General features: G+C 64.1%; 25 protein-coding genes and 1 riboswitch. Of the genes, 17 read left to right on the top strand and 8 right to left on the bottom strand.

The features are described 5' to 3' along the window. Window positions 1-5 precede the first annotated feature (5 nt). Together petB and FLO80_RS13970 are read left to right on the top strand one after the other, a co-directional pair. Window positions 6-1,328 (top strand): cytochrome b, encoded by a 1,323-nt coding sequence (gene petB / locus FLO80_RS13965; protein WP_111364547.1) that lies wholly within the window; start codon window positions 6-8, stop codon window positions 1,326-1,328. Window positions 1,329-1,345: 17 nt separating this feature from the next. Next, window positions 1,346-2,134: a cytochrome c1 gene (locus FLO80_RS13970; protein WP_111364545.1), complete on the top strand. Its 789-nt coding sequence runs from the start codon at window positions 1,346-1,348 to the stop codon at window positions 2,132-2,134. A 224-nt stretch (window positions 2,135-2,358) separates the two neighbouring features. Here FLO80_RS13970 and FLO80_RS13975 read toward each other — a convergent pair whose 3' ends face one another. The 3 genes from FLO80_RS13975 to thiB are packed head-to-tail and all read right to left on the bottom strand — an operon-like array spanning window position 2,359 to window position 5,550. Beyond that, entirely contained in the window at window positions 2,359-3,054 is a 696-nt protein-coding gene (locus tag FLO80_RS13975; RefSeq protein ID WP_111364543.1) for a thiamine ABC transporter ATP-binding protein, read from the bottom strand. Continuing rightward, the gene (locus FLO80_RS13980; RefSeq protein ID WP_111364541.1) at window positions 3,041-4,588 is read right to left on the bottom strand and encodes a thiamine/thiamine pyrophosphate ABC transporter permease ThiP; all 1,548 of its coding nucleotides are present in this window, start codon (window positions 4,586-4,588) and stop codon (window positions 3,041-3,043) included. The genes FLO80_RS13975 and FLO80_RS13980 overlap by 14 nt, the downstream gene beginning before the upstream one ends. Beyond that, window positions 4,564-5,550, bottom strand: a complete 987-nt coding sequence (thiB, locus tag FLO80_RS13985) for a thiamine ABC transporter substrate binding subunit (protein ID WP_111364539.1) — start codon at window positions 5,548-5,550, stop codon at window positions 4,564-4,566. The genes FLO80_RS13980 and thiB overlap by 25 nt, the downstream gene beginning before the upstream one ends. A 37-nt stretch (window positions 5,551-5,587) precedes the next feature. After that, window positions 5,588-5,700, bottom strand: a riboswitch (TPP riboswitch). Window positions 5,701-5,797: 97 nt separating this feature from the next. Between thiB and rnr the strand changes: the two genes are divergently transcribed. Together rnr and FLO80_RS13995 are read left to right on the top strand one after the other, a co-directional pair. Next, entirely contained in the window at window positions 5,798-8,056 is a 2,259-nt protein-coding gene (gene rnr, locus FLO80_RS13990) for a ribonuclease R (RefSeq protein WP_111364537.1), read from the top strand. Between the two features lie 117 nt (window positions 8,057-8,173). Beyond that, the gene (locus FLO80_RS13995) at window positions 8,174-9,421 is read left to right on the top strand and encodes a lytic murein transglycosylase (RefSeq protein ID WP_111364535.1); all 1,248 of its coding nucleotides are present in this window, start codon (window positions 8,174-8,176) and stop codon (window positions 9,419-9,421) included. Window positions 9,422-9,518: 97 nt separating this feature from the next. Here FLO80_RS13995 and FLO80_RS14000 read toward each other — a convergent pair whose 3' ends face one another. Next, entirely contained in the window at window positions 9,519-9,923 is a 405-nt protein-coding gene (locus tag FLO80_RS14000; protein WP_149187080.1) for a hypothetical protein, read from the bottom strand. A 142-nt stretch (window positions 9,924-10,065) separates the two neighbouring features. Between FLO80_RS14000 and FLO80_RS22885 the strand changes: the two genes are divergently transcribed. The 4 genes from FLO80_RS22885 (at window position 10,066) to rpsU (ending at window position 11,400) form a co-directional block, all read left to right on the top strand. Further along, window positions 10,066-10,206, top strand: a complete 141-nt coding sequence (locus FLO80_RS22885; protein WP_188078298.1) for a hypothetical protein — start codon at window positions 10,066-10,068, stop codon at window positions 10,204-10,206. 205 nt (window positions 10,207-10,411) lie between these two features. After that, window positions 10,412-10,759 (top strand): Lin0512 family protein, encoded by a 348-nt coding sequence (locus FLO80_RS14005; RefSeq protein WP_111364531.1) that lies wholly within the window; start codon window positions 10,412-10,414, stop codon window positions 10,757-10,759. After that, complete coding sequence (locus FLO80_RS14010; RefSeq protein ID WP_111364529.1) at window positions 10,756-11,115, top strand: Lin0512 family protein; 360 nt, start codon at window positions 10,756-10,758, stop codon at window positions 11,113-11,115. The genes FLO80_RS14005 and FLO80_RS14010 overlap by 4 nt, the downstream gene beginning before the upstream one ends. Before the next feature lie 78 nt (window positions 11,116-11,193). Beyond that, window positions 11,194-11,400 (top strand): 30S ribosomal protein S21, encoded by a 207-nt coding sequence (rpsU, locus tag FLO80_RS14015; protein ID WP_008207378.1) that lies wholly within the window; start codon window positions 11,194-11,196, stop codon window positions 11,398-11,400. Between the two features lie 63 nt (window positions 11,401-11,463). Here the strand turns inward: rpsU and FLO80_RS14020 are convergent, their stop codons facing one another. After that, complete coding sequence (locus tag FLO80_RS14020; RefSeq protein WP_111364527.1) at window positions 11,464-12,315, bottom strand: carbon-nitrogen hydrolase family protein; 852 nt, start codon at window positions 12,313-12,315, stop codon at window positions 11,464-11,466. A gap of 166 nt (window positions 12,316-12,481) precedes the next feature. Here FLO80_RS14020 and yghU point away from each other — a divergent pair, with 166 nt between their 5' ends. The 3 genes from yghU to FLO80_RS14035 all read left to right on the top strand — a co-directional run bounded on the left by yghU (window position 12,482) and on the right by FLO80_RS14035 (window position 15,985). Then, complete coding sequence (gene yghU / locus FLO80_RS14025) at window positions 12,482-13,345, top strand: glutathione-dependent disulfide-bond oxidoreductase (RefSeq protein ID WP_111364525.1); 864 nt, start codon at window positions 12,482-12,484, stop codon at window positions 13,343-13,345. A 78-nt stretch (window positions 13,346-13,423) separates the two neighbouring features. Beyond that, the gene (locus tag FLO80_RS14030; RefSeq protein ID WP_111364523.1) at window positions 13,424-14,788 is read left to right on the top strand and encodes a glutamine synthetase family protein; all 1,365 of its coding nucleotides are present in this window, start codon (window positions 13,424-13,426) and stop codon (window positions 14,786-14,788) included. Between the two features lie 51 nt (window positions 14,789-14,839). Then, window positions 14,840-15,985, top strand: a complete 1,146-nt coding sequence (locus FLO80_RS14035; RefSeq protein ID WP_111364521.1) for an iron-containing alcohol dehydrogenase — start codon at window positions 14,840-14,842, stop codon at window positions 15,983-15,985. Window positions 15,986-16,000: 15 nt separating this feature from the next. On the opposite strand, the gene FLO80_RS14040 is transcribed toward FLO80_RS14035, so the two are convergent. From FLO80_RS14040 to FLO80_RS14050, 3 genes are all read right to left on the bottom strand, one after another. Further along, window positions 16,001-17,581: a GMC family oxidoreductase gene (locus FLO80_RS14040; RefSeq protein WP_111364519.1), complete on the bottom strand. Its 1,581-nt coding sequence runs from the start codon at window positions 17,579-17,581 to the stop codon at window positions 16,001-16,003. 67 nt (window positions 17,582-17,648) lie between these two features. Continuing rightward, window positions 17,649-18,632, bottom strand: coding sequence for a Hint domain-containing protein (locus tag FLO80_RS14045; protein WP_111364517.1), 984 nt, complete (start codon window positions 18,630-18,632; stop codon window positions 17,649-17,651). 100 nt (window positions 18,633-18,732) lie between these two features. Further along, window positions 18,733-19,191, bottom strand: coding sequence for an Lrp/AsnC family transcriptional regulator (locus FLO80_RS14050; protein ID WP_111364515.1), 459 nt, complete (start codon window positions 19,189-19,191; stop codon window positions 18,733-18,735). Between the two features lie 138 nt (window positions 19,192-19,329). Here FLO80_RS14050 and ald point away from each other — a divergent pair, with 138 nt between their 5' ends. The 6 genes from ald to FLO80_RS14080 all read left to right on the top strand — a co-directional run bounded on the left by ald (window position 19,330) and on the right by FLO80_RS14080 (window position 26,225). Further along, entirely contained in the window at window positions 19,330-20,445 is a 1,116-nt protein-coding gene (gene ald / locus FLO80_RS14055) for an alanine dehydrogenase (RefSeq protein WP_111364513.1), read from the top strand. Window positions 20,446-20,669: 224 nt separating this feature from the next. After that, window positions 20,670-22,247 carry an ABC transporter substrate-binding protein gene (locus FLO80_RS14060; RefSeq protein WP_111364511.1) on the top strand — a complete coding sequence of 526 codons (1,578 nt, stop codon included), beginning with the start codon at window positions 20,670-20,672 and terminating at the stop codon, window positions 22,245-22,247. Between the two features lie 82 nt (window positions 22,248-22,329). Further along, window positions 22,330-23,313: an ABC transporter permease gene (locus tag FLO80_RS14065; RefSeq protein ID WP_111364509.1), complete on the top strand. Its 984-nt coding sequence runs from the start codon at window positions 22,330-22,332 to the stop codon at window positions 23,311-23,313. 1 nt (window position 23,314) lies between these two features. After that, entirely contained in the window at window positions 23,315-24,271 is a 957-nt protein-coding gene (locus FLO80_RS14070) for an ABC transporter permease (protein WP_111364507.1), read from the top strand. Then, window positions 24,268-25,263, top strand: coding sequence for an ABC transporter ATP-binding protein (locus FLO80_RS14075; RefSeq protein ID WP_111364505.1), 996 nt, complete (start codon window positions 24,268-24,270; stop codon window positions 25,261-25,263). The genes FLO80_RS14070 and FLO80_RS14075 overlap by 4 nt, the downstream gene beginning before the upstream one ends. Further along, entirely contained in the window at window positions 25,260-26,225 is a 966-nt protein-coding gene (locus FLO80_RS14080) for an ABC transporter ATP-binding protein (RefSeq protein WP_111364503.1), read from the top strand. The genes FLO80_RS14075 and FLO80_RS14080 overlap by 4 nt, the downstream gene beginning before the upstream one ends. The last annotated feature ends 15 nt before the right edge of the window (window positions 26,226-26,240 follow it).

Here is a 26,240-nt window from a genome sequence, read left to right on the forward strand (position 1 = left end):
CGCGAATGTCCGGAATTCCTCACGACCATTACGAACCCAAATCGGGTTTTGAAAAGTGGCTGCACAAGCGTCTGCCTGTGGTTGGCCTCATGTATGACACGATCATGATCCCCACCCCGAAGAACCTCAACTGGTGGTGGATCTGGGGCATCGTGCTGGCCTATTGCCTTGTGCACATGATCGTCACCGGCATCATCCTGGTGATGCATTACACCCCGCATGTCGATTACGCCTTTGCCTCGGTCGAGCATATCATGCGCGACGTGCGCGGCGGGCACATGCTGCGCTATCTGCACATGAACGGCGCATCGCTCTTCTTCCTTGCCGTCTATATCCACATCTTCCGCGGCCTTTACTATGGCTCCTACAAGGCGCCCCGCGAAGTGACCTGGATCATCGGCATGCTGATCTTCCTGCTGATGATGGCCACCGGCTTCATGGGCTACGTGCTGCCCTGGGGGCAGATGTCGTTCTGGGGTGCCACGGTGATCACCGGGCTGTTCGGCGCGATCCCCTTCATCGGCGAACCGATCCAGACCTGGCTTCTGGGCGGTCCCGCGGTCGACAACGCGACGCTCAACCGCTTCTTCTCGCTGCACTACCTGCTGCCCTTCGTGATCGCGGCGCTGGTGATCGTGCATATCTGGGCCTTCCACACCACCGGCAACAACAACCCCACCGGGGTCGAGGTGCGCCGCGGCTCCAAGGAAGAGGCCGAGAAGGACACGCTGCCCTTCTGGCCCTATTTCGTGATCAAGGATCTGTTCGCGCTGGCGGTAATCCTCGCGATCTTCTTTGCCATCGTCGGGTTCATGCCCAACTATCTTGGCCACCCCGACAACTATATCGAGGCCAATCCGCTGGTGACGCCGTCGCATATCGTGCCTGAATGGTATTTCCTGCCGTTCTACGCGATCCTGCGCGCCTTTACCTCGGATGTCTGGGTGGTGATGTTCGCAAGCTGGATCACCGGCGGCATCATCGACGCCAAGTTCTTTGGCGTGCTGGCGATGTTCGGCGCGATCATCGTGATGGTGCTCGTGCCCTGGCTCGATACCTCCCGGGTGCGCTCGGGCCGCTTCCGGCCCCAGTTCAGATGGTGGTTTTACCTGCTCATCATCGACTTCGTCGTGCTGATGTGGTGCGGCGCGATGCCCGCGGAACCGCCTTACTCGACGATCGCCCTGATCGGCTCGGCCTACTGGTTCGCCTATTTCCTCGTGATCCTGCCGATCCTTGGCGTGATCGAGAAACCGACCGCCGTACCGGCCACCATCGAAGAGGACTTCGAGGCCCATTACGGCACCAAGGCCACCCCGGCCGAATAAGGAAAGGACAAGGGAATATGCTCAAGAAGATTGTACTGAGTGCCGCAACCGCCCTCGCCCTTTCGGCAGGGGGCGCCATGGCCGCCGGTGACGAAGCGCATGTCGAGGACGTGGCCTTCTCCTTCGAAGGTCCGTTCGGCAAGTTCGACGAGAACCAGCTCCAACGCGGCCTCAAGGTCTATACCGAGGTCTGTTCGGCCTGCCACGGGCTGCGTTACGTGCCGCTGCGCACGCTGGGCGACGAAGGTGGCCCGCATTTCAGCGAGGCCGAAGTGCGCGCCTATGCCGAGCGGTTCGAGGTCTTTGACGCCGAAATCGACGATTACCGCCCGGCCAAGCCGACCGACCATTTCCCGATGTCGGGCGATCCCAACGCGCCTGATCTCTCGTTGATGGCCAAGGCGCGCGCGGGCTTCCACGGCCCGGCAGGAACCGGCCTCAACCAGCTCTTCAAGGGGATGGGCGGCCCGGAATACATCTACTCGCTCCTCAACGGCTATACCGGCGAGGAAAAGGAAGAGGCGGGAACCCTGTTTTACGAGAACACCGCCTTCCCCGGCGGCTGGATCTCGATGGCCCCGCCCCTGTTTGAAGAGATGGTCGAATTCGACGACGGCAGCGCCAACTCGATCGAGGCGATGTCCGAAGACGTGGCGGCCTTCCTGATGTGGACCGCCGAACCCAAGATGATGGCGCGCAAGCAGGCGGGCTTTGTCGGGGTGCTGATGCTCACCGTTCTGTCGGTGCTGCTCTACCTGACCAACAAACGCCTCTGGGCGCCACACAAGGGCAAGCGCGAGGCCTGATCCCGGCGCGAATGAACCCCGATGAAACCCCGCCCCTCACAGGGCGGGGTTTTCTTTTGCCGCCCATGGGGGGGCGCATTTGATTGGCCGCGCGCGCCGCATTAACCTTTTTTCGGTTAACGAATGGTTAGTTCACCCGGCATACGCCTGGCAGCCGGGCAACAGCCGGGAATCACCCCCCTGTTTTCGCCGATCCGGCCCCGTTAACACAGGTTACGATCCGGTTAATCGCCGAGGTAATTCCTTAACACGGGCGGCGGGTTCTCCAGCAGTTCCGCCACCTCCACGGGGGCTTCCGCCCGCCCCTCGGCCACCAGGATCGCCTGCCCGCCCAGCCGCCGCGCGTCGCCCGGATCGTGGCTCACCATCAACAGCGTCGCCCCGATCTCGCTCGCCACGTCCTCAACCAGCGCCAGCATCTCGGCGCGCAGCGCAGGCCCCAGCGCGGCAAAGGGTTCATCCAGCAATATCAACGATTTGCCCTGCACCAATATCCGCGCCAACCCGGCGCGACCCTGCTGCCCGCCCGACAATCGCCCCGGTTTGCGCCCGCCCATTCCGCCCAAACCGACCCGCTCCAGCGCCGCTTCGACCCAGGCCCTCTGATCCCGCGTGAGCCGCAAGCCGGGGTCGATGCCAAGGCCCACATTCTGCGCCACCGTCAAATGGGGAAACAGGTTATTATCCTGAAACAAAAGGGAGATTCCCCGCTCCCCGGGCGGCTTGCGGGTGATGTCGCGGCCCTCCCGCAGCACCCGCCCCGCACTCGGCTCGAAAAAACCCGCGATCACGTTCAAAAGCGTCGATTTTCCCGCTCCCGACGGCCCGATCACCGACACGCGCGCGCCCTTGGGCACGTTGAGATCGGCGCGCAGCTCGAACGCATCCTGGCGGATCACCACGCCTTCAAGCGTCAACATCACCGCGCCCTCCCCGATCGAAAATCCAGAAAATCCCTAGGCTTAGCGCCAAGAGGATCAACCCCGCGCCCGCCGCCGCCTCCATCTGGTAGGCGCCCATCAGGCGATACATCTGCAACGGCAGCGTGGCGAAATCAGGGTCCGCAAACAGCGCCACAACCCCCAAATCCCCCATCGACAACGCCCCGGCCAGCCCCGCCGAAAATCCCAGCGCCGGGCGCAGGCGCGGCAATATCAGCCAGCGCAACCGCGCCCAGCCCGTCAGGCCCAGCGCATCGGCCAGCCGCCCGAAATCCGCCTCGGTCCGGGCCAGGTCGGGCGCCAGCACGCGCATCGCAAAAGGCAATGCCATCAAGGCGTTGACCAGCGCAGTCACCGGCAGGGCAAGCCGCGAAGGATCGATCCACGGGTTCACGATCACGAATAACCCGGTGCCGATCACCAACGGCGAAACCGCGATCCCCATCAACGCCACCACCTCGGCCCAGCCCCGCCGCGCCATCGCCAGCGACAGGGCCAACCCGATGCACAGCACGGTCGAGATGAGCGCGATCACCACCGACACGCCCGCCGCCCGCCAGACCGCGCCGGGCATCTGTGTCAATCCGTTAACGCCGTTGAGGAAAATCATCGCCAGCGGCACGATCAGGAACCCCGCCGCCAGCGTGATCCACCCCGCATCCAGCGCTCGCGCCCCCCAAGTCTCCGCCTCCCACCGCCGCACCACCCGCCCCAGCCCCGCACCGAACCCGGCGGGCACCGCGGCCCAGAACGCCACCACCGCCGCCGCCCCCGCCAACACCAGTTGGATCAGCGCCAGACGCGCCGCGCGGCCAAGGTCGAAATCAAAGTTAAACGCTTGATAAATGGCCAATTCCACCGTTGTCGCCCGTGGCCCCCCGCCCAGCGTGAGCGCCACGGCAAAGCTGCTCAGGCAGATGGCGAACACCACCATCAGCGCCCCCGGCACCACCGCCCGCAGCATCGGAAATTCCAGAAAGCGCGCCACCTGCACGCCCGACAAGCCCAGGTTCGCCGCCAGCCGAAACCGCTCCGCCGGTATCCCCTGCCAGCCCTGAAGGATGATCCGCGTCGCCAGCGGAAGGTTAAAGAACACATGCGCCAGAACCACACCCTGAAGCCCGTAAATGCTCACCGGCGGCAGGCCCAGCCACGCCAGCCCGGTATTGACGATCCCCCCACGCCCGAACACCGCCAAGAGCCCAAGAACCGCGACGATCACCGGAAGGATGAACGGCGCCCCCAGAAGCGTGATGAGAATCCCGCGCCCCGGAAACGCCCGCCGCGCCAGCGCACGGGCCACAGGAATGGCCAGCGCAATGCTTAACGCGGCCGACAAAATGGCCTGTAAAATGGTAAACCGGACGGCGGCCCAATCGGATGTTAACACTGCTCCGCCAGTCTCGGCACGCATGAAAACCGCGAAAAGCGGGCCGAGAATCAGCGCCGCGACGATCCCCGCCGCAACCCATCCCGGCCCGCTTCTTGTCATTTCGACAGCGCGCGCAGCCATTCGGCCAGCGCCGCGTCCCGCTGCGCCGGAACCTCGTCCGGCGCAAAGAGCAGCGCCTTGTCCGCCGCGAGCGGCGCATCGAACCCGTCGGGCAATCCGCCCTCGGGGCTGACCACCGGATACATCCAGTTGGTCGTCGGAATGACCGACTGGAACGCATCCGTGATCATGAAGGACAGGAATTGTTCGGCCAGCTCGGGCTGCGTGCTCGTGGCCAGTTTCCCGGCCACCTCGATCTGCATGTAATGCTGGGGAAAGATGGCCGCCACCTTGCTGTCATCTTCTTCCGCGATCCGGTGATAGGCCGGCGACGTGGTATAGCTCAGCACCATGTCCGCCTCGCCTTCGAGAAACAGCCCATAGGCCTCGGACCAGCCCGGCGTGACCGTCACGATATTGTCGGAAAGCCCCTCCCAGATCGCTTCCGCCCGTTCGCCGTGAACCGCCTTGACCCACAAGAGAAGGCCCAGCCCCGGGGTCGAAGAACGCGGATCCTGGATCACGATACTGACGTCCGATTCGGCCAGTTCTTCAAGGCTTTCAGGCGGTTGCGGGAGGTTCTCGCGATCATGTACAAAGGCGAAATAGCCCCAGTCATAGGGCAGGAACAACTCGTCCTGCCACGCCTCGGGCCGCGGCACATCCAGTTCGGCCTCGATCCCGTGCGGTGCGAACAGCCCGGTTTCCCGCGCCGCCGCGGTCAGGTTTGTATCCAGCCCCAGCACCACATCCGCCTTGCTGCGCTCACCCTCAAGCCGCAGCCGCGACAAGAGCGACGCCCCATCGCCCGCCGCCACGAATTGCAGGTCGCAATCGCAAACCTCCTCGAACGCCGCCTCGACGGCCGGTCCCGGCCCCCAGTCGGATACGAAACTGTCATAGGTATAGACAGTCAGAACGGGCGTTTCGGCCGTGGCTTGCGTGGCCAGAAAAACTCCCGCTGCAATGAAAAGACGTTTCATGTCATCTCCCTTTCTTGCGACGGGCGGGGCAAGTGTTGGGAGAATCCCAGACCTTCCCTCCGCCGGTCTTAACCGGTTCAGGTTCAACGGGTTCGCCTCTTGCGCAGCATCTCAACCTGAACCGCCGTTCAGGCACCCCGAGGTGTGTCAACACCTATGCAACCGGGCCAAGATTGACAAGCGCCCCGCGCCCTCCTCCCCGCGCTTCCTTGTTGGCAGGGCGTGCCGGTCATGCTAGGGCGCGGGCATGAGCCAGCTGCCCTCCCGTGACGAGATCCTGCAATGGATTTCCGACAACCCGACCCAAAGCTCGAAACGCGACATTGCCCGTGCCTTCGGCATCAAGGGTGCTGCGCGGATCGACCTCAAACGCATGCTCAAGGAGCTTGAGGACGAGGGCCACCTTGCCAAGCGCAAGAAAACCTATCGCGACCCCGAGAAGCTCCCGCCCGTGGCGGTGCTTCAGGTCGGCCCACAGACCGCCGATGGCGACCTGACCGCGCGCCCGATGGAGTGGCAGGGCGAGGGCGCGGAACCGGCCATCGTGATCGTGCCGCGCGCCTCGGATCCCGCCTTGGGCGAAGGCGACCGCATCCTCGCACGCCTGACCGAGATCAAGGGCGATTTCGCCTATGAGGCAAGGCTCATCCGTCGCATCGGCACCAACCCCCGCCGGGTTCTCGGTGTCTTTCGCGCCACCCCCGAAGGTGGGCGCATCCTGCCCATCGACAAGGGCGACGGCAAGGAATGGCAGGTATCGAAATCCGACATCGGCGGCGCGAAAGAGGGCGAGCTGGTCGAGGCCGAACAATCCGGCCCCAAGGGTCGCATGGGCCTGCCCCGCGCCCGCGTGCTGGCCCGCCTTGGCGACCCGAGCGCGCCGCGCGCCGTCTCGCTCATCGCGATCCATCAGCACGGCATCCCGCATGATTTCCCCGACGAGGTGATCGCCGAGGCCGACGCAATGCACCCCGCCACGCTCGACGATGCGCGCGAAGATCTCACCGATCTGCCGCTCATCACCATCGACCCGGCCGATGCGCGCGACCATGACGATGCCTGCTGGGCCCACCCCGACGACGACCCGAAAAATGCGGACGGGCACGTCATCTGGGTCGCTATCGCCGATGTCGCCGAATACGTCCGACCCGGCACCGCGCTCGACGCCGAGGCCCGCAAACGCGGCAATTCCTCCTATTTCCCCGACCGGGTCGTGCCGATGCTCCCCGACCGGCTTTCGGGCGATCTGTGTTCCCTGCACGAGGGCGTGCCGCGCGCCTGTATCGCCGTGCGAATGCAGATCGACGCCCATGGCGAAAAGATCGCGCATCGCTTTGTCCGCGGCATCATGCGTTCGGTCGCCTCGCTCACCTACAAGCGTGTGCAGGCCGCCCGCGACGGCAATCCAGACGAACAATGTGCGCCGCTCATGGACGAGGTGATCCACCCGCTCTTCAACGCCTACGAGGCGCTCACCCGTGCCCGCAACCGCCGCCAACCGCTCGACCTTGACCTGCCCGAACGCAAGGTCGTGATCTCCGAGGAGGGCGAGGTCGAAAGCGTTAATTTCTCCGACCGGCTCGACGCCCATCGCATGATCGAGGAATTCATGGTGCTGGCCAATGTCGCCACCGCCCAAGAACTCATCTCCCGCCGCTCGCCCCTGCTGTTCCGCGTCCACGAGGAACCCCCGCCCGAGAAACTCGACACCTTGCGCGACACCGCCGAGGCCGCAGGGTTGACCCTCGCCAAGGGCCAGGTGCTGAAAACCGCCCATCTCAACGCGCTGCTGGCCCAGGCTGAGGGCACCGAGAATGACCAGTTGATCAATCTCGCCACGCTGCGTTCGATGACACAGGCCTATTACTCGCCGTCGAATTTCGGTCATTTCGGCCTCGCGCTTCAGGCTTATGCGCATTTCACCTCGCCGATCCGGCGCTATTCCGACCTGGTCGTGCATCGCGCCCTGATTACCGCCCATAAATGGGGCGAGGACGGGCTTTCGCCCGACGATATCGCGCGGCTCGAACCCACCGCCGCGCATATCTCGGAAACCGAACGCCGCTCAATGTCGGCGGAGCGCGACACCAATGACCGCTACCTCGCCGCCTTCCTGTCGGATCGGGTTGGCAGCACCTTTTCTGGCCGCATCTCGGGCATCGCCCGCTTCGGCGTCTTTGTCACGCTCGACGACACCGGCGCCGACGGGCTCGTCCCGATGCGCGCTTTGGGACACGAGTATTTTCGCCTCGACCGTGACGCAGGCACCCTCACCGGCAGCGACAGCGGCACCGTGATCGGCCTCGGCCAGCGCGTCACCGTCAAACTGATCGAGGCCGCACCTGTCACCGGTGGCTTGGCCTTCGAACTGGTTTCCCTGGAAGGCGACGCACTGCCCCGCGCCCGGCGCGGCGGATCGAAATCCGCACCCAAGGGCCGCAAACCCGCCCGCACGAAACGCAAGTCCGACAAGGTGAAACGCAAGGTCTCGCGCACACGGAAGTAATCTGCACCCATTTCCGGCCCACCTTTGCCGATTTTCGCTCTCGCCAAAGACCGTCCTTTGCCCGCGCCGCGACTCCCCCTATCCTGCGGGAAAATCCTGAAACAGGGCATCGGGCATATGCGCCTTTCTCTTCTCTGCACGCTTGCCGCGCTTATCGCGGCACCGGCTTTGGCCGAGCCGCCGGCGCAATCGCTTCGCCCCCCGGGCATCACGTCGGACCCCGTGATCTCGACCAGGAATGCCGGTTTCCAACACTGGCTCGACGGCTTTCGCAGCCGCGCCACCGACGTGGGCATCCCGGATCACGTGCTCGACACGGCCCTGTCCGGCATCCGTTACAATACCGACGTGATCCAGAAGGACCGCACCCAGAACGAGTTTTCCAAGACGGTCTGGGTCTATCTCGACAGCGCCGCCTCCGACGCGCGCATCGCCGCCGGGAAAAAGGCGCTGCAACAGCACCGCGCCCTGCTAGAGCGGATCGAGCGGCGCTATGGCGTGGAAAAGGAGATCCTCACCGCAATCTGGGGGCTCGAATCCGCCTATGGTGGCTACCGCGGCACCATCCCCACGATCGAAGCGCTGGCCACGCTGGCCTTTGACGGGCGGCGCGGGGATTTCTTCGAGAGCCAGTTGCTCTATGCGCTGAAAATCCTGGCCAGCGGCGAGGCGCGCCCCGCCGACCTGCGCGGAAGCTGGGCCGGGGCAATGGGTCATACCCAGTTCATGCCCTCGAGTTATCTTGCCCATGCCGAGGATTTCAACGAAGACGACCGTCGCGACATCTGGGGCGACGACCCCGCCGATGCACTGGCCTCGGCGGCGGCCTATCTGCGCGCAAACGGCTGGCAAACCGGGCTGCCTTGGGGCGTCGAGGTGACGCTGCCCAACGGCTTCAACCACATGCTGGCCCGGCGCGAGCTTGAGAAACTGCCCTCGGAATGGGCCAGGCTCGGGGTCCGCCCCGCGGATAGCGCCCCCTTCACCGATCACGGCCCCGCATCGATCCTGCTGCCCGGCGGGCATCAGGGCGCAGCTTTCATGATCTTCCGCAATTTCGAGGTGCTGGAAAGCTATAACACCGCCGACGCCTATGTGATCGGCGTGGGCCATCTCGCCGACCGGATCGCGGGCAGCGACCCGATCCGCGCCGCCTGGCCCCGCGCCGATCGCGCCCTCAGCTTCGATGAACGGGTCGAGGTGCAACGCCGCCTGCGCGCGGCCGGGTTCGACCCACAGAAACTCGATGGCCTGATCGGCCCGCTTACGATCAACGCCGTGCGCGCCTACCAGAAATCCCGCGGCCTCATCCCCGACGGCTACGCTTCGCCCGCGCTCCTCACCCATCTGCGCGACATTCCCTGAAACGTGCACTCATCCCTTCATCTTGCCCTAAATACTCCCCGCGGAGCGTCCGCAATCGCGGTGCGGCCCCGGTCAGCGCTCTGGCGGCCATCCGCAGTCAATACCGGCGCGGGGTGCAGGTCATCTCGGTCACCGCTTCCCCCAGCCCGCGATTGACATAGGCATCTGCGATGTCGCACTCGTATTCGATCCGCCCTGGCATCACCGCCATCGGGCGGTCGTCCTTGCTGCATTTGAGCCGGGCAAAGAACTGCGCCTGATCGCCATCGAGCCTGCGCACGGTGCAGCCCGACACACGCTCGATCGCCGCCACCGCGCGCGGTGCCACCGCCTCGGGGCGTGGCGCCCATTCGGCGTTGAGCCGGATCGCCTCGGCCTCGCCACCCTTGACCCTGACGTCGAACGTGCTTTGCCCCATGGTGATACGCACCGGATCGACCCCGGCGAAACGCGGGTGCGGCGTGTCGCAGGCGGCCGATACCAGGAAGACAAGACAAGGCAACAAACATCGCATGGCCCAGCTTGGCTCGACCATGGTTAACAACGGGTAAAGTTTCCCAGACTGGACAGTCGCGACTATTCGATCATCGTGCAGGCTTAATTCACCCTTCAGAATAATCGACAAGCGACTGGTCGACGCCGGGTTGATCGCCGCATTTGATCCCGCCTACCGGCTGCTGCCAGGCATCGCCGCCACCTTGCAGGCGCCAATGACCGCATTGGTGATCCGGCTCAGCCGCCAGCATTTCGGCAACTCCACCGCCGTCGTGGTTCCCGCCGCGTAACGATATCGGGCCACGACCTCCCCCGTGGCCCGATGCGGCGGGCGGCCCTCTCTTCCCTGGGCCGCTCACCGTTGTTCCGTTCCTGCTCCGAACAGGCTTGCACGCGCGCGCAACCTTGTCCAGACTCCTGTGGAAACCCGCAGGGATCGAACCGATGAATCGACCCCGCCTCACACGCAAACACCGCCGCGCAGAGGGCTGAACCATGGCCGAAACCCGCCTTCTCACCGAACTGGGCCTTGGCACCTCGCTGCGCCGCCAGGATTACACTGAGGCCGCCCTGCGCGGCGTGCGCGATGCGCTCTGGCGCAACTCGATCAACCTCGCAGAACTTTTCGGCGCCCCGCGCGAGGCAATGATCCTTGATGTCGAGATCGGCGTCGCCAACCCCGAGGCCGTCGATATCGAACGGATCACCGCCGCCTTCCCGTATGGCCGTCCCCGCGTGCGCGTGGTCAGGGGCGGGCTCGACGTGCCGCGCCCGGACGCAGCGCCCAACGTCATCGCCAATGTCGCGATCTCGGTCTCGCTCGATCTGGAACGCACGACATGAACCGCCGCTTCATCATCGAAATGGGCAGTGGCAGCGACCTGCACGGGCAGGATCACGGCAAGGCGGCGCTGCGTGCGGTCAAATCCGCGCTGCAGGGCGCCTCGCTCGGCGTGCTTGGGCTCGATCCCGGCTTGCGCGACGCGTTGCACGTCAAAGTCACCGTTGGCGTTCAAAACCCCGACGCGGTGGACCGCGCCGCGATTGCCGCCTGCCTGCCGGTGGGCCACGTCGAGGTCATCGTCGTGACGGGCGGACTCGACGTCACACCCCAGCCCGGCGGCGAACCCATAGTGGTGGCCAGCGCGGCGATCGAAGCGTTCCTTCCAGACAATCCCGGCGGATATCGGGCGGTCTAGACAACGCTGATCGGAGTTGCTATACGGCGACTTCCTGCTAATCCAGCAACTCCAATCTAGAAAGGTGGTGAAAACCACATGCAGGTAAGTGTTCGCGATAACAACGTCGATCAGGCGCTCCGCGCCCTGAAGAAGAAGTTGCAACGTGAAGGTGTCTTTCGTGAAATGAAGCTCAAGCAACATTTCGAGAAGCCCTCCGAGAAGAAAGCGCGCGAGAAGGCCGAGGCGATTCGCCGGGCCCGCAAACTCGCCCGCAAGAAAGCCCAGCGCGAAGGCATGCTCTGAGCTGATCCCGTTCTCGGACGAGACGACGACCCCCGCGGCCCGGCCACGGGGGTTTTTTCTTTATCAGGGCCTGCTGCGCGTGATCAATGGCAGCCGGTAATCCGGCAGGCGATCTTTCAGGAAACCATAGCCCTCACGTGCTGCGTCGATCTCGTCCCGGGTCAGGACGACATTGTGAAACGCCTCATCATGTGCGGGGAAAGCTACCGGTTGTCTGACCTCGTCCATCCAAGGACGACAGAACAGCGAATTGCCATAATCCGCCCCGGCCCTGTTGAGCGACAAAAAGAACACCTGGTTTTCAAGCGCCCGGGTGATCGCGAACGGGTGCCATGTGTGAAAGCTCTCATCGCGAAAATAGGCCCCGCAATGCAGGATCGCATCGACGCCATGTCGGGTGACAAGCACCCGCGACAGTTCAGGAATGCGAATGTCGTAACAGATGATCGGCGCCAGCCGGAACCCCTTTACCTCGAACAGGAACAGGTGGCTGCCGCGCTGGAAATAGTCCTTTTCCATCGACGCACCATATTGCGCGAGATGGATCTTGTCATAACGGCCCATCAACATCCCATCCGGCCCCACGACTGCGGTGCAGATGAATGGCCCACCCTCGCCCGCCCGCGCGAACCCAAAGACGACATGGACCCCATGCGCCATGGCCACCCGCCGCCACGCCTGAAATGAAGGGCCGTCCAACGGCTCGGCCAGTTCACCGAGCCGGGCGAAGGAACCACGGGAATAATCGATGCTCGACAATTCCGGCAGCACGACAAGGTCCACCTCCCGCCGCTCAAGCTGTGCCTCGACCTTCCCCACCGTAGCGGCGAGATGCGCGTCGCGCTCGGCCGCACTGGTCGTCTCTGGCACCGTGATCTGACAGGCCATAAGGCGCAGCATGTCGGCATCTTGCATGAATGGCCCCTCGCTTTTCTCCGACCGGAGGATGCAACCCTGTTACGCCACACCGCCGCAGCGGCCAAGCCCCTCGTGCGCCAGCGCACAGACCGAACGCACCGTCGCCCCTTTCATCCCGGCGCATCCCGTGGCTAACTCTCGCCAGCGCAACAAGGAGTGCCCAATGTCTGACAGCTACACCCCCCCGAAGGTCTGGACACCGGACGCCGAATCCGGTGGTCGCTTTGCCTCGATCAACCGGCCCGTCTCGGGTGCCACCCATGAAAAAGACCTCCCCGTGGGCAAGCACCCGCATCAACTTTACTCGCTGGCCACACCCAACGGGGTCAAGGTCACGGTCCTGTTCGAGGAATTGCTCGAACTGGGGATCGAAGAGGCCGAATATGACGCCTGGCTCATCCGTATCATGGAAGGCGAACAATTCTCTTCGGGCTTCGTCGCGGTCAATCCCAACTCCAAGATCCCGGCGCTGATGGATCATTCGACCGAGACACCGACCCGGGTGTTCGAATCCGGCGCCATCCTGCTCTACCTGGCCGAGAAATTCGACCGCTTTCTCGGGTCCGACCGGCCCGAAATGCTCTCGTGGCTGTTCTGGCAAATGGGCAGCGCGCCTTACCTCGGCGGCGGTTTCGGCCATTTCTATGCCTATGCCCCCGAAAAATGGGAATACCCGATCAACCGCTTCACGATGGAGGTCAAGCGCCAGCTTGACGTGCTCGACAAGCGGCTGGCCGACAATCGCTTCCTGACCGGTGCCGATTACACGATTGCCGACATGGCTAACTGGGCATGGTATGGCCAACTTGCGCTTGGGCGGCTTTACGAGGCGGGCGATTTTCTCGACGTCCAAAGCTATGCCCATGTCCAACGCTGGGCACAGGAAATCGACGCCCGCCCCGCTGTCAGCCGCGGGCGCATGGTCAACCGGTCCTTTGGCGAGCCGAAATTTCAGCTCCGTGAACGCCATGACGCGGGCGATTTCGAAACCCGCACATGGGACAAGATCGGCGACGATACGGAATAGGCGGGCGATTGCCCCCCGGTCGATCCTGTGCGCATCGTGGGGGCAAGGCGCCGGAATCGCGTTCAGGGGATGTGACTGATGACAGGTTTGATGACGTTCGACGAATTGAAGAAAGAGGCCAAGGCCGGCAGCATCGACACCGTGCTAGTCTGTCTGGTGGACATGCAGGGGCGCCTGATGGGCAAGCGCTTTCACGTGTCGAACTTTCTCGAAAGCGGCCATGTCGAAACCCATTGCTGCAATTACCTTCTGGCCACCGATCTCGAAATGGCCACGCCCGACGGCTTTGCCGCGACAAGCTGGGCCTCGGGCTATGGCGATTACGTGATGAAACCCGATCTTTCGACCCTGCGCCGCATTCCTTGGCTCGACGGCACGGCACTGGTGATCTGTGACCTGATCGATCATCACAGCCACGAACCCGTACCGCATTCCCCGCGCCAGATCCTCAAGACCCAGGTCGCCCGCGCCGAGGCGATGGGCTTTTCTCCCCAGATGGCCACCGAGCTCGAATTCTTCCTCTTCGAACAAAGCTTTGACGCGATCCGCCGGGGCGGGTTTCGTGACCTGATGCCGATCAGCGGTTATAACGAGGACTACAACATCCTTCAGACCACCCGCGAAGAACATGTGATGCGCCCGATCCGCAATCAACTGGTCGCGGCGGGCGTGCCGGTCGAGAACTCCAAGGGCGAGGCCGAAACCGGGCAGGAGGAACTCAACATCCGCTATGCCGACGCGCTGTTGACTGCCGATCACCACACCATCGCCAAGCAGGCAATCAAGGAAATCGCGGATCAGATGGGCCATGCCGCCAGCTTCATGCCGAAATGGCATCACGCCAAGGTCGGCAGCGCCGCGCATATCCACCAATCCCTGTTCCGGGATGGCGAAAACGCCTTCCACGACGCCACGCGCGATCACACCATGTCCGACACGATGGCGGCCTATATCGCGGGGCTTTTGAAATACTCGACCGAGGGCACCTATTTCCTCGCGCCCTATATCAACAGCTACAAACGCTTTGTCCCCGGCACCTTTGCGCCCACGAAAATCGCCTGGTCGATCGACAACCGCACCGCCGGATATCGCCTCGTCGGTGACGGCACCAAGGGCGTGCGGATCGAGTGCCGCATCCCCGGCTCCGACATCAACCCCTATCTCGCCTGCGCCGCGCAGCTCGCCGCCGGGCTTTCGGGCATCGAAGAAGGGCTGACCCTCTCGCCACCGGTCTCGGGCGATGTCTATGGCATGGATGACGTGCCCGAAATCCCCTGCACCCTGCGCGCCGCCACCGAGGCGTTGCGCAACTCCGACATGCTGCGCCGCACGACGGGCGACTGGGTGATCGATCACTACATCCGCGCGGCCGAGGTCGAACAGGAAACATTCGACGCCATCGTGACCGACTGGGAAGTCATGCGCGGGTTCGAGCGCGCCTGATACTGCCCCTCCCTATCTGCCCTGCCTTACCATCTGAAAAGGTCTGAACCCATGAACCTCATCGGCAACTGGTCCTACCCCACCTCCATCCGCTTCGGCGCGGGCCGTATCCGCGAAATCGGTGACGCCTGCGCAACCGCGGGTATCCGCAAACCGCTCCTTGTCACCGACCGTGGCCTCGCCACGATGGAGATCACCACCCGTACCCTCGACCTGATGGACGAGGCCGGGCTGGGCCGTGCGTGTTTTGCCGAGGTCGATCCCAACCCCAATGGCGCGAATCTCGACGCCGGGCTGGCCATGCTGCGCGACGGCGATTTCGACGGCGTGATCGCCTTTGGCGGCGGCTCTGGGCTCGATCTGGGCAAGGTGCTGGCCTTCATGGCCGGTCAGACCCGGCCGATCTGGGATTTCGAGGATATCGGCGATTGGTGGACCCGCGCCGACCCCGCGGGCATCCTGCCCATCGTCGCCGTGCCCACCACCGCCGGGACCGGCTCCGAGGTGGGTCGCGCGGGCGTGCTCACCAATGCCGACACCCACGAGAAGAAGATCATCTTCCATCCCGATATGCTCCCCGCCGTGGTCATCGCCGATCCCGAATTGACCGTGGGCATGCCGAAACACATCACCGCAGGAACCGGGCTCGATGCCTTTGCCCATTGTGTCGAGGCCTTCTCCAGCCCGCATTACCACCCGATGAGCCAGGGAATCGCACTCGAAGGTATGCGGCTGGTCAAGGACTACCTGCCCCGCGCCTATGCCGACGGCACCGATATCGAGGCCCGCGCCCACATGATGAGTGCCGCCGCCATGGGCGCCACCGCCTTTCAAAAGGGGTTGGGCGCGATTCACGCGATCAGCCACCCGGTCGGTGCAACCTGGGGCACGCATCACGGCACCACCAACGCCGTCTGCATGCCCGAGGTGCTGAAATTCAACGCGCCCGCGATCCGCGACCGGTTCGATACCGCTGCCGCCTATCTGGGCATTTCCGGCGGGTTCGACGGGTTCTGCGCCTTTGTCGATACGTTCAACGCCGGGTTCGCGATTCCGCCACGGCTCTCGGGTCTGGGCGTGTCCGGCGCCGATCCCGACGCGCTCACCCGCGCGGCGCTGGGCGATCCCAGCACCGGCGGCAACCCGATCGAGATGACCTATGACAACACGCGCCCCCTGATCGAGGCGCTGCTCTGATCCCGCGGACCTGCCTTACCCCGCCAGCATCATCTGCGCGGCCTTCTCCGCGATCATGATGGTGGGCGCGTTGGTGTTGCCGCTGGTGATCCTCGGCATCACGCTCGCGTCCACCACGCGCAGGCCCCCCAGCCCCCGAAACCGCAATTGCGCATCGAGCGGCGCCGCCGCATCCGCCCCCATGCGCACGGTGCAAGTGGGGTGAAAGATCGTCGTGCCGACATCACCCGCCGCCCGCGCCAGATCATCATCCGATGCAAACCCCGCCCCGGGCTTGATCTCCTCAGGCTGGTACTGCGCCATCGCCGCCTGTCCCATGATCGCCCGCGCCTGCCGGATCGCCGCGACCGCAACAGCCCTGTCGCCCTCGGTGCTCAGGTAATTGGGCGCGATCCGCGGCGCGGCCTTGGGATCTGGCGAGGCAATCTCGACCACGCCCCGGCTCTCGGGGCGCAGGTTGCACACGCTCGCCGTGATCGCCGGGAAATCATGCAGCGGCTGGCCGAATGCCTCGAGCGACAACGGCTGCACATGGTACTCCAAATCCGCTGTCTCCATCCGCTCGGATGACCGCGAAAACGCGCCAAGCTGGCTTGGGGCCATCGACATCGGCCCCGACCGTTTCAACGCGTATTCCAGCCCGATCTTCGCCTTGCCCCAAAGCGATCCCGCCAGCGTGTTGAGCGTTTGCGCCCCGTTCAGCCGCCAGGCACAGCGCAGTTGCAGATGGTCCTGCAAATTCGCACCCACCTGCGCCTGATCCAGCACCACCTCGATCCCGTGGTGCTGCAACAACGCTCCCGGCCCCACACCCGACAGTTGCAGGATTTGCGGGCTGCCGATCGCCCCCGCACTCAGCACCAGATCACCTCCGCAACGCGCCTGTTTCACCACGCCGTCCTTCTCGTATTCCACGCCGACGACGCGCCCGTCCTCGATCAAGAGGCGCCTTGCATGCGCCTGCGTTTCGACCTTGAGGCCCTGCCCGGTCGCCGTGCGCAGGAACGCCTTGGCCGTGTTCATCCGCCATCCGCCGCGCTGGTTCACCCGGAAATAGCCCACACCCTCGTTGTCGCCGGTGTTGAAATCGCGGGTCGCGGGTAGGCCCCATTGCTGCGCCGCCGCCATCCAGTCATCCAGCACCTGCCAATGCAGGCGCTGGTTCTCGACCCGCCATTCGCCGCCCGCCCCGTGAACTTCGGACTCGCCCTCGACATAATCCTCGGACTTGCGGAACAGCGGCAACACGTCGTCCCAGCCCCATCCCGTCAGCCCCATCTGCCGCCAGCCATCGTAATCCGCCGCCTGCCCACGCAGGTAAAGCATCCCGTTGATCGAACTGCACCCGCCCAGCACCTTGCCGCGCGGATAGATCAGCGACCGGCCATTGAGCCCCGCCTCCTCCTCGGTGCGAAACATCCAGTCGGTGCGCGGGTTACCGATGCAGTAAAGATATCCAATGGGGATATGAACCCAGTGATAATTGTCGCGTCCCCCGGCCTCGAGCAGCAGCACCCGCCGCCCGGCATCCGCCAAACGCTTGGCCACGACACAGCCCGCGCTGCCCGCGCCCACGATGATATGATCCCAGTTCATGCCCGCCCCTATGCACATCTCACGGGCTTTCGCGCCCGGCGCCAAGACTGCATCGGGATGGCACCGGTTACAACGCCGCCTTGCAATCCTGTGCCAGCCGCGACGCCCGCCCGTCACCGATGAGGGCAATCGCCTCGGCAAAACTCAGCACAGGGCGCGCAGGCCGCGCCCCACAGCCATGGGCGCGCTCGGGCAGATCGACCATATCGCGGGTCTGATCCCCCAAGAGCAGGCTCTCGCAGGCCGCGCCTTCCGCCAGCAACAGGTGATGCTCGGGCAACAGGACATGCACGTAATGCACGCTCTCGCAGGGATCGAACCGCACCCGCACCCCGTCCACCAACGCCTTGGCCGGCACCAGAACCTCCACCGCGCCGAACATCATCTCGGCCAGGGGCGAGCACACAAGAACCCGATGCTGCTGGCTCAGCCGCAAGGGCGCATGATTGCCGATCGTACCCGGTGCGAACAGAACCGGCGCAGCCCGCCCATGCCCGGGAACACGCCGTTCGCCGATCCACATCACCGGCTGCGGCCCCGCATCCAGCGTCGCCACGTGATCGCCCACCCACAATTCACCCGCCGCGACCCCACCCATCGCCGTCGCGATTCGCGCCTCGGCGGTGAAACACATGAAGCTGTGCGTATAACTCGAGTCGAGGTCGGTGGTATAAAAGCCTGGGCTGCTCCACGGATAGGAATGGGCGATGCACCATCCCTCTAGATCGAAACCCGGCGACCAAACGACCTGCACCAGGTCTCCGGAATTGTCCTGCCCCTCGAACACGATGACCCCGTCCTGACCGACGGAATCGCTGCGGATCACCGCCGCATCCTCGATCACGCTGGCACCCTTGCCGCCGAAACTCACACTGTAGGTGTCGCCGACCTCGAACAGCCGCGGATCAGGGTCGCCCGGCTTTGCCTTGATCACCAGATCACGCGCGCCCCCGGCCGGGGAATCGAAGGTCGAGGTGGCCCAACCGGAATTCACGTTGGTGCCGGTTGCCGCGGCAAACTCATTGTCTTGGGCGTGAAATGTCAGGGGCATGGCGTCATCTCTGGGGTCGACGCACGCTAGCCTCACCCGGCAACCGCCCGGTTAACCGGCCCCGCCCGAAATACCGTGCCTTTGCATCAAATGCCGACAATCACACTGGCAACGCGGTCGTGCGAAACACCGTGCGCAGCGCGAAACTCGATTGCATCTGCGCCACGCCGGGCAGGCGCGACAGGTGCTGGCGGTGGATACGCGCGAAATCGTCGGTATTCTCGGCCACCACCTTGAGAATGTAATCCGCCGTCCCCGCCATCAGGTGACATTCCAGAACATCCGGTATCCGCGCCACCGCCTTTTCAAAGGCATCCAGAACCTCGTCAGCCTGCCCCTGCAAGGTGATCTCGACAAAGACCGTCGTCGGCAACCCGATCTTGCGCGGATCGAGCAGCGCGACATAATCGCGGATGAACCCCTCTGCCTCAAGCCGCTGCACCCGCCTGTGGCAGGCGCTGGGTGACAGGTTCACCGCTTCGCTCAGATCGGCGTTGGACATCCGGCCCTTGCGTTGCAGCACGTTCAGGATACGGCGATCAAGTGCATCAAGGGACATTGGCGCAAACTCCTTCGAGATTAATGCTCATATATCGAAGAATCTTCCGTTTCGTCCAGTGACGCGACGTCAGATTCCAAGCACCTTGCGCCCGAATTGCGGCATTCTGCCCGGTAAGGTGATCGGGAAGGAGACCCCATGAAAATCGGATGCCCAAGGGAAATCAAGCCACAGGAGTTTCGCGTCGGCATGACCCCCGTCGCCGCGCAGGAGGCGGTGGCCCACGGCCACGAGGTGATGATCGAAACCGGCGCCGGGCTGGGCGCGGGTTTTGACGATGCCGCCTATACCGCCGCCGGGGCCACGATTCTCGACAGCGCCGAAGAGGTGTTCGCCAGCGCCGACATGATCGTCAAGGTCAAGGAACCACAGGCCGTCGAACGCAAGATGCTGCGCGAGGGGCAGGTTCTTTTCACCTATCTCCACCTCGCCCCCGACCCCGAACAGACCAAGGACCTGCTCGCTTCGGGCTGCACCGCGATTGCCTATGAAACCGTCACCGATGACCGGGGCGGGCTGCCGCTTCTGGCGCCCATGTCCGAAGTCGCGGGCAAGCTCGCGCCACAGGTGGGCGCCTGGACGCTGCAAAAGGCCAATGGCGGACGCGGCGTGTTGATGGGCGGCGTGCCCGGCGTCGGCCCGGCCAAGGTCGTGGTGATCGGCGGTGGCGTCGTCGGCACCCATGCGGCCCGCGTCGCGGCGGGCATGGGCGCGGATGTCACCGTGCTCGACATGTCACTCACCCGGCTGCGCTATCTCGACGATGCCTTCCGCGGCGAATTCAAGACCGGCTATGCCTCGAAAGGCCATACCGCCGAACTCGTGGCCGAGGCAGACATGGTGGTGGGCGCGGTTCTCATCCCCGGGGCCGCAGCGCCCAAGCTTATCACGCGCGCACAGCTTTCGACGATGAAAGCGGGCGCGGCCCTCGTCGATGTCGCCATCGACCAGGGCGGCTGTTTCGAGACTTCGCGCGCGACCACCCATGCCGACCCGATCTACGAGGTGGATGGAATCATGCATTACTGTGTCGCCAACATGCCCGGCGCGGTGGCACGCACCTCGACCATCGCGCTTGGCAATGCGACCATGCCCTTCATGCTGGCATTGGCCGACAAGGGTTGGAAACAGGCCTGCACCGACGATCCTCACCTGCTGAACGGACTCAACGTCCATGCCGGGCAACTGACCTACTACGCGGTGGGCAAGGCGTTGGGGCTGGATGTCGTCTCGCCACAACTGGTGATCAAGTAAGCTCTCCTCCGACGGCCCCCCCCGGGCCATGGTCGGCTGGCGCGGCGCATCCCCAAGCGGGACGCCGCGCCTCTTTTTTCGAGGCTCCGCATCTGAACGACTGCCGCCACCGCATCGCGCGCTTTGCGCCACGGCAGGCAGGTGCAAGGTTGCAGGTGCGACAAACTTGTCTATCCTGTGCAGCATGATCGGGCCAACGCCCGTAAAAGAACAGGGAGCTTGACATGAAAAAGACTGCATTCCTTGCCGCCGCGCTTCTCGCCGGAACGGCGATCGGGGCTTCAGCCGAAACGCTGCGCTGGGCGCGGGCGGGCGATTCGCTCACCCTCGATCCGCATGCACAGAACGAAGGGCCCACGCATACGCTGTCCCACCAGATGTATGAGCCGCTGATCATCCGCGACATGACCGGCGCCTTTCAGGCTGCACTCGCCACCGATTGGGCCCCGAAAGCCGATAATCCCGACGTCTGGGTGTTCAACCTGCGTCAGGGCGTGACATTCCACGACGGGGCCGATTTCACCGCCGAGGACGTCGTGTTCTCGATCAACCGCGCCAAGTCCGAAAACTCGAACATGAAAGAGTTGCTCAACTCGATCGTCGAGGTTCGGGCCGTGGATGACCACACCGTCGAATTCGTCACCGACGGGCCGAACCCGATCCTGCCGTCGAACCTGACCAACCTCTTCATGATGGACAAGGGCTGGGCCGAGGCCAATGACTCGGTCGATGTGCAACAAGTCGAAGCCGGCGAAAAGACCTTCGCGTCGAGCAACACCAACGGCACCGGGCCTTACAAGCTGGTCAGCCGCGAACCGGACGTGAAAACCGTCCTGACCCTCAACGAGGACTATTGGGGCAATGACGCGTTCCCGCTCGACGTGACCGAGATTGTCTATACCCCGATCCAGAACGCCGCGACCCGGGTTGCAGCACTTCTGTCTGGCGAGGTCGATTTCATTCAGGACGTGCCGGTGCAGGATCTCAACCGCGTCGCGCAAACCGACGGGCTCGTGGTCAAGACCGCGCCGCAGAACCGGGTGATCTTCTTCGGCATGAACATGGGCGCCGACGACATCGAGAACGACAATGTCGAGGGCAAGAACCCGCTGGCCGATGTGCGCGTGCGCCGCGCGATGAGCATGGCAATCAACCGCGATGCCATCCAGCAAGTGGTCATGCGCGGTCAATCGGCCCCCGCCGGCATGATCGCCCCGCCCTTCGTGAATGGCTGGACAGAAGAGATGGACAGCGCGTCCAAGACCGACGTGGACGCCGCCAAGGCACTGATGGAAGAGGCCGGCTATGGCGACGGGTTCTCGATCCAGCTCGATTGCCCGAACGACCGTTACGTCAATGACGAGGCGATCTGCCAGGCGGCGGTCGGGATGCTGGCCCAGATCGGCGTGACCGTGAATCTCGACGCCAAACCCAAGGCGCAGCACTTCCCGCTGATCACCAACGGCGAGACCGATTTCTACATGCTGGGCTGGGGTGTTCCGACCTACGATTCGGAGTACATCTTCAACTTCCTCGTCCACACCCGCGGCAGCGACCGCGGAAGCTGGAACGGAACCGGCTATTCCAACCCCGAGCTTGACGAGATGATCGTCAGCCTGTCGTCGGAAACCGACCTGGACAAGCGTAACGCGACGATCCAGGCGATCTGGGATGTGGTGCAGGAAGAACAGCTTTACATTCCGATCCACCACCAGGTGCTGAACTGGGGCATGGCCGAAAAGGTCGGCACCGAAGTCAGCCCCGAGGATGATCCCAAGTTCAAGTTCTTCACGATGAACTGAACCACACAGGGCGGGCCATGGCCCGCACCACCGACCGCGCCCGCCCTTCGCGGGCGCGGTCCTGCATTGAACGGAGCCTTCGATGCTTGCCTATATCATTCGACGCGTGTTCCAGTCGGCGCTTGTGCTGCTCGTGGTCGGGCTGGTGGCGTTTTCCATGTTCAGCTTCGTCGGCGACCCGGTCGACAACATGCTGGGCCAGGAACGGACCCAGGCCGATATCGAACGGCTGCGCGAGACGCTGGGCCTCGATCAGCCCTTCGTGGTGCAATACTGGCGCTTTCTCGAACAGGCGGCACAGGGCAATTTCGGGCTGAGTTACCGACAGGGCCGCCCGGTGGCCGAAATCCTCGTCGAACGTCTGCCCGCAACGCTTGAACTGGCCTTCGTTTCGGGACTGATGGCGCTTTTCGGGGGGATTGCGCTGGGGATTTTCACCGCGATCCGACGGCGCGGCGTGTCGGCGAATATCATCATGACCGCCTCGCTCATCGGGGTCTCTCTGCCGACCTTCCTGATCGGTATCCTGCTGATCTACCTGTTCTCGGTCGAACTGGGCTGGCTGCCCAGTTTCGGGCGCGGCGAGGTCACGCGCATCGGCAACTGGACCACCGGGTTCCTCACGACCAGCGGGCTCAAGGCGCTGATCCTGCCCGCGATCACGCTGGGGCTTTACCAGATGACACTGATCATGCGGCTGGTGCGCACCGAGATGCTCGAAGTGCTGCGCATGGATTACATCCGCTTTGCCCGCGCGCGGGGCATCCGCGAGAAATCGGTCAACTTCCGCCACGCGCTCAAGAACACGCTGGTGCCGGTGATCACCATCACCGGCCTGCAACTGGGCAGCATCATCGCCTTCGCGATCATCACCGAAACGGTGTTCCAATGGCCCGGTGTCGGGCTCTTGTTCATCAACGCGATCCAGTTCGTGGATATACCCGTCATGGCGGCTTACCTGATGATGATCTCGGTGATGTTCGTCGGCATCAACCTGATCGTCGACATGCTCTATTTCGCGATCGACCCGCGGCTGCGCGCCGATCGCACGGCAGGAGGGCACTGACATGGCCGACACCACCCCCATCACCGCCCCGTCCCCGGCCCCACCCTCGCGCCTGCGCCGCGCATGGGAGAGCGACCTGGCGTGGTCCTTCCGTCACGCGCCGGTGGCAATGGCATCGTTTTTCGTGGTCACACTGCTGATCCTTGGTGCCGTGCTCGCACCACTGATCGCACCACACGATCCGTTCGACCCGGCCACGCTCAACCTGATGAACGGCTTTACCCCGCCGGGACAGGCCAACGCCTTTACCGGCGAGTTGTTCCTGCTGGGCACCGACGATCAGGGGCGTGACGTGTTCTCGACCATCCTTTACGGCATGCGTATCTCGCTTTTCGTCGGGTTCTCGGCTGTGCTGCTGGCCATGGTGCTGGGCGTCACGCTGGGCTTGCTGGCGGGCTATGTCGGCGGCTGGACCGAGACCATCATCATGCGCATCGCGGATGTGCAGCTGACCTTTCCGGCGATCCTCGTCGCGATGCTGATCTTCGGCATCGCCAAGGGCATCACCCCGCCCGAATACCGCAACGAGATGGCGATCTGGGTGCTGATCCTTGCCATTGGCCTGTCGGATTGGGTGCAGTTCGCCCGGGTGGTGCGCGGTGCAACCCTTGTCGAGAAGAACAAGGAATACATCCAGGCCGCACGCCTCATCGGGCGCACGCCATTCTCGATCATGCTGCGCCATATCCTGCCCAATGTGCTCAACCCGGTGCTGGTCATCGCCACCATCAGCCTCGCGCTGGCGATCATCGCCGAGGCCACGCTTTCCTTCCTCGGCGTCGGGGCACCACCGACCAAGCCGTCGCTCGGCACGCTCATCCGCATCGGGCAGGAATTCATGTTCTCGGGCGAATGGTGGATTCTGCTCTTCCCCGCCGCCACCCTTCTGGCGCTGGCACTTTCGATCAACCTTCTGGGCGATTGGCTCCGCGATGCCCTGAACCCGAGGCTGAGATGACCGACACACCCGTTCTTTCCGTTCGCAACCTCGTTGTCGAAATCCCCACGCGCCACGGCCTCCTGCGCCCGGTGGACGATGTAAGCTATGACATTGAGGCCGGTGAAATCCTTGGTGTGGTGGGCGAATCCGGCGCGGGCAAATCCATGACCGGCAACGCGGTGATCGGCCTTCTGGACCCGCCCGCGCGGATCACCTCGGGCGAAATCCTTCTTTCGGGCCAGCCCATTCACAACCTCGAGCGTAGTGCGCTGCGCCGCCTGCGCGGCAAGAAGATGGGCATGATCTTCCAGGACCCCCTGACCTCGCTCAACCCGCTGCTGACCATTGGCGACCAGTTGAGCGAGACCATTCTCGAACATCTCGACATCAGCCAGACACAGGCCCGCAAGCGCGCCATCGCAGCGCTCGAAGAGGTGGGCATTCCCGCCGCAAGTGCGCGCATCAACAGCTATCCGCACGAGTTTTCCGGCGGCATGCGGCAACGCGTGGTCATCGCTCTGGCGCTTTGTGCCGAGCCTGATCTGATCATCGCGGACGAACCGACCACTGCGCTCGACGTGTCGGTTCAGGCCCAGATCATGGCCCTGCTCAAGCGGCTCTGCCGTGATCGGGGCGTGGCGGTGATGCTGGTCACGCATGACATGGGCGTCATCGCCGAGGCCGCCGACCGCGTGGCGGTGATGTATGCCGGGCGGCTGGCCGAACTGGGCGCGGTGCGCGAGGTTCTGACCAATGCGCGCCACCCCTATACCGCCGGGCTCATGGCCTCGACACCGCTGGCCAGCCAGGGCCGCAAGCGCCTGCGCCAGATCCCCGGCGCGATGCCGCGCCTTGGTGCGCTGCCCACGGGCTGTGCGTTCCATCCGCGCTGTGACCATGCCCAGGATCAGTGCCGACAAGAGCCCGGGCCAACGCTTGACCGCTGCGACGGGCGCGCCGCGTGCTGGTTCCCGATCGGCGCCGACACGAAAGAGGAAGCACAGGCATGAGTGCGATCATCAAGGTCGAACATCTGACCCGCGTTTTCGACGTTTCGAAACCCTGGCTCAACCGGGTGATCGAACGTCTGCCCCGCGCCCTTCTGACCGCCGTGTCGGATGTCAGCTTCGAGATCGAGGAAAACAGCGTTTACGCGCTGGTCGGCGAAAGCGGCTCGGGCAAATCCACCATCGGCAAGATCATGGTCGGCCTGGTCGCGCCCAGCGAAGGCAGCGTGCAGGTCGAAGATGTCGATCTGGCCACGGAAACCGACGCGACCAAGGTCGAGGCGGTGCGCGCCAACATCCAGATGATCTTTCAAGACCCCTTTGCCTCGCTCAACCCGCGCTGGCGGGTGCGCGACGTAATCGCCGAACCGGTCGCGGCCAAGGGCGGCGACACCACCGGGCTGGCCGAGAAACTCCTCGAACAGGTGGGGCTTTCGGCGGCGGATGCGGGCAAGTATCCGCATGAATTCTCGGGCGGTCAGCGTCAGCGGATCTGCATCGCCCGGGCGCTGGCCTCGGAGCCCAAGATCATCGTCTGTGACGAACCCACCTCGGCGCTCGACGTGTCGGTGCAGGCGCAGGTTCTCAACCTGATGTCCGACCTGCGCGAGGAACTGGGCCTGACCTATCTCTTCATCAGCCATGACCTGACAGTGGTGCAGCACATGGCCGACAGGATCGGCGTGCTCTACCTTGGCCGGCTGGTCGAAGAGGCCCCCCGCGACGTGCTGTTCGACGACCCCAAGCATCCCTATACGCAGATGCTCTTTGCCGCCGCGCCAAAGATGGACGGGTTCGGCCGCGAGATCGATCCGCCCAAGGGCGAGATTCCCGATGCGATCAACCCGCCAACCGGCTGCGCCTTTCACCCGCGCTGTCCGCTCGCCATCGAGCGGTGCAGCGTCGAGCGCCCCGAGATGCGCAATCTCGGAGCAACCCGCGTCGCCTGCCACCTCGCCGAGTGAGCAACCACCAACGGG

Origin of the sequence: Aquicoccus porphyridii, from assembly GCF_008369105.1 — a bacterium.
In the GTDB taxonomy this organism is placed as follows: Bacteria; Pseudomonadota; Alphaproteobacteria; order Rhodobacterales; family Rhodobacteraceae; genus Aquicoccus; species Aquicoccus porphyridii.

What these genes read in the sequence shown, in the direction of transcription:
- rnr (WP_111364537.1), top strand. Translation starts at nt 5,798, where the DNA reads ATGAGCCAGCTGCCCTCCCGTGACGAGATCCTGCAATGGATTTCCGAC.
- FLO80_RS14050 (WP_111364515.1), bottom strand. Translation starts at nt 19,191, where the DNA reads ATGTCCCTTGATGCACTTGATCGCCGTATCCTGAACGTGCTGCAACGC.
- FLO80_RS14075 (WP_111364505.1), top strand. Translation starts at nt 24,268, where the DNA reads ATGACCGACACACCCGTTCTTTCCGTTCGCAACCTCGTTGTCGAAATC.
- FLO80_RS14005 (WP_111364531.1), top strand. Translation starts at nt 10,412, where the DNA reads ATGGCCGAAACCCGCCTTCTCACCGAACTGGGCCTTGGCACCTCGCTG.
- petB (WP_111364547.1), top strand. Translation starts at nt 6, where the DNA reads ATGTCCGGAATTCCTCACGACCATTACGAACCCAAATCGGGTTTTGAA.
- FLO80_RS13995 (WP_111364535.1), top strand. Translation starts at nt 8,174, where the DNA reads ATGCGCCTTTCTCTTCTCTGCACGCTTGCCGCGCTTATCGCGGCACCG.
- rpsU (WP_008207378.1), top strand. Translation starts at nt 11,194, where the DNA reads ATGCAGGTAAGTGTTCGCGATAACAACGTCGATCAGGCGCTCCGCGCC.
- FLO80_RS13980 (WP_111364541.1), bottom strand. Translation starts at nt 4,588, where the DNA reads ATGGCTGCGCGCGCTGTCGAAATGACAAGAAGCGGGCCGGGATGGGTT.
- yghU (WP_111364525.1), top strand. Translation starts at nt 12,482, where the DNA reads ATGTCTGACAGCTACACCCCCCCGAAGGTCTGGACACCGGACGCCGAA.
- FLO80_RS14045 (WP_111364517.1), bottom strand. Translation starts at nt 18,632, where the DNA reads ATGCCCCTGACATTTCACGCCCAAGACAATGAGTTTGCCGCGGCAACC.
- FLO80_RS14040 (WP_111364519.1), bottom strand. Translation starts at nt 17,581, where the DNA reads ATGAACTGGGATCATATCATCGTGGGCGCGGGCAGCGCGGGCTGTGTC.
- FLO80_RS14080 (WP_111364503.1), top strand. Translation starts at nt 25,260, where the DNA reads ATGAGTGCGATCATCAAGGTCGAACATCTGACCCGCGTTTTCGACGTT.
- FLO80_RS14030 (WP_111364523.1), top strand. Translation starts at nt 13,424, where the DNA reads ATGACAGGTTTGATGACGTTCGACGAATTGAAGAAAGAGGCCAAGGCC.
- ald (WP_111364513.1), top strand. Translation starts at nt 19,330, where the DNA reads ATGAAAATCGGATGCCCAAGGGAAATCAAGCCACAGGAGTTTCGCGTC.
- FLO80_RS14070 (WP_111364507.1), top strand. Translation starts at nt 23,315, where the DNA reads ATGGCCGACACCACCCCCATCACCGCCCCGTCCCCGGCCCCACCCTCG.
- FLO80_RS14060 (WP_111364511.1), top strand. Translation starts at nt 20,670, where the DNA reads ATGAAAAAGACTGCATTCCTTGCCGCCGCGCTTCTCGCCGGAACGGCG.
- FLO80_RS13970 (WP_111364545.1), top strand. Translation starts at nt 1,346, where the DNA reads ATGCTCAAGAAGATTGTACTGAGTGCCGCAACCGCCCTCGCCCTTTCG.
- FLO80_RS13975 (WP_111364543.1), bottom strand. Translation starts at nt 3,054, where the DNA reads ATGTTGACGCTTGAAGGCGTGGTGATCCGCCAGGATGCGTTCGAGCTG.
- FLO80_RS14020 (WP_111364527.1), bottom strand. Translation starts at nt 12,315, where the DNA reads ATGCAAGATGCCGACATGCTGCGCCTTATGGCCTGTCAGATCACGGTG.
- FLO80_RS14065 (WP_111364509.1), top strand. Translation starts at nt 22,330, where the DNA reads ATGCTTGCCTATATCATTCGACGCGTGTTCCAGTCGGCGCTTGTGCTG.
- thiB (WP_111364539.1), bottom strand. Translation starts at nt 5,550, where the DNA reads ATGAAACGTCTTTTCATTGCAGCGGGAGTTTTTCTGGCCACGCAAGCC.
- FLO80_RS14010 (WP_111364529.1), top strand. Translation starts at nt 10,756, where the DNA reads ATGAACCGCCGCTTCATCATCGAAATGGGCAGTGGCAGCGACCTGCAC.
- FLO80_RS14035 (WP_111364521.1), top strand. Translation starts at nt 14,840, where the DNA reads ATGAACCTCATCGGCAACTGGTCCTACCCCACCTCCATCCGCTTCGGC.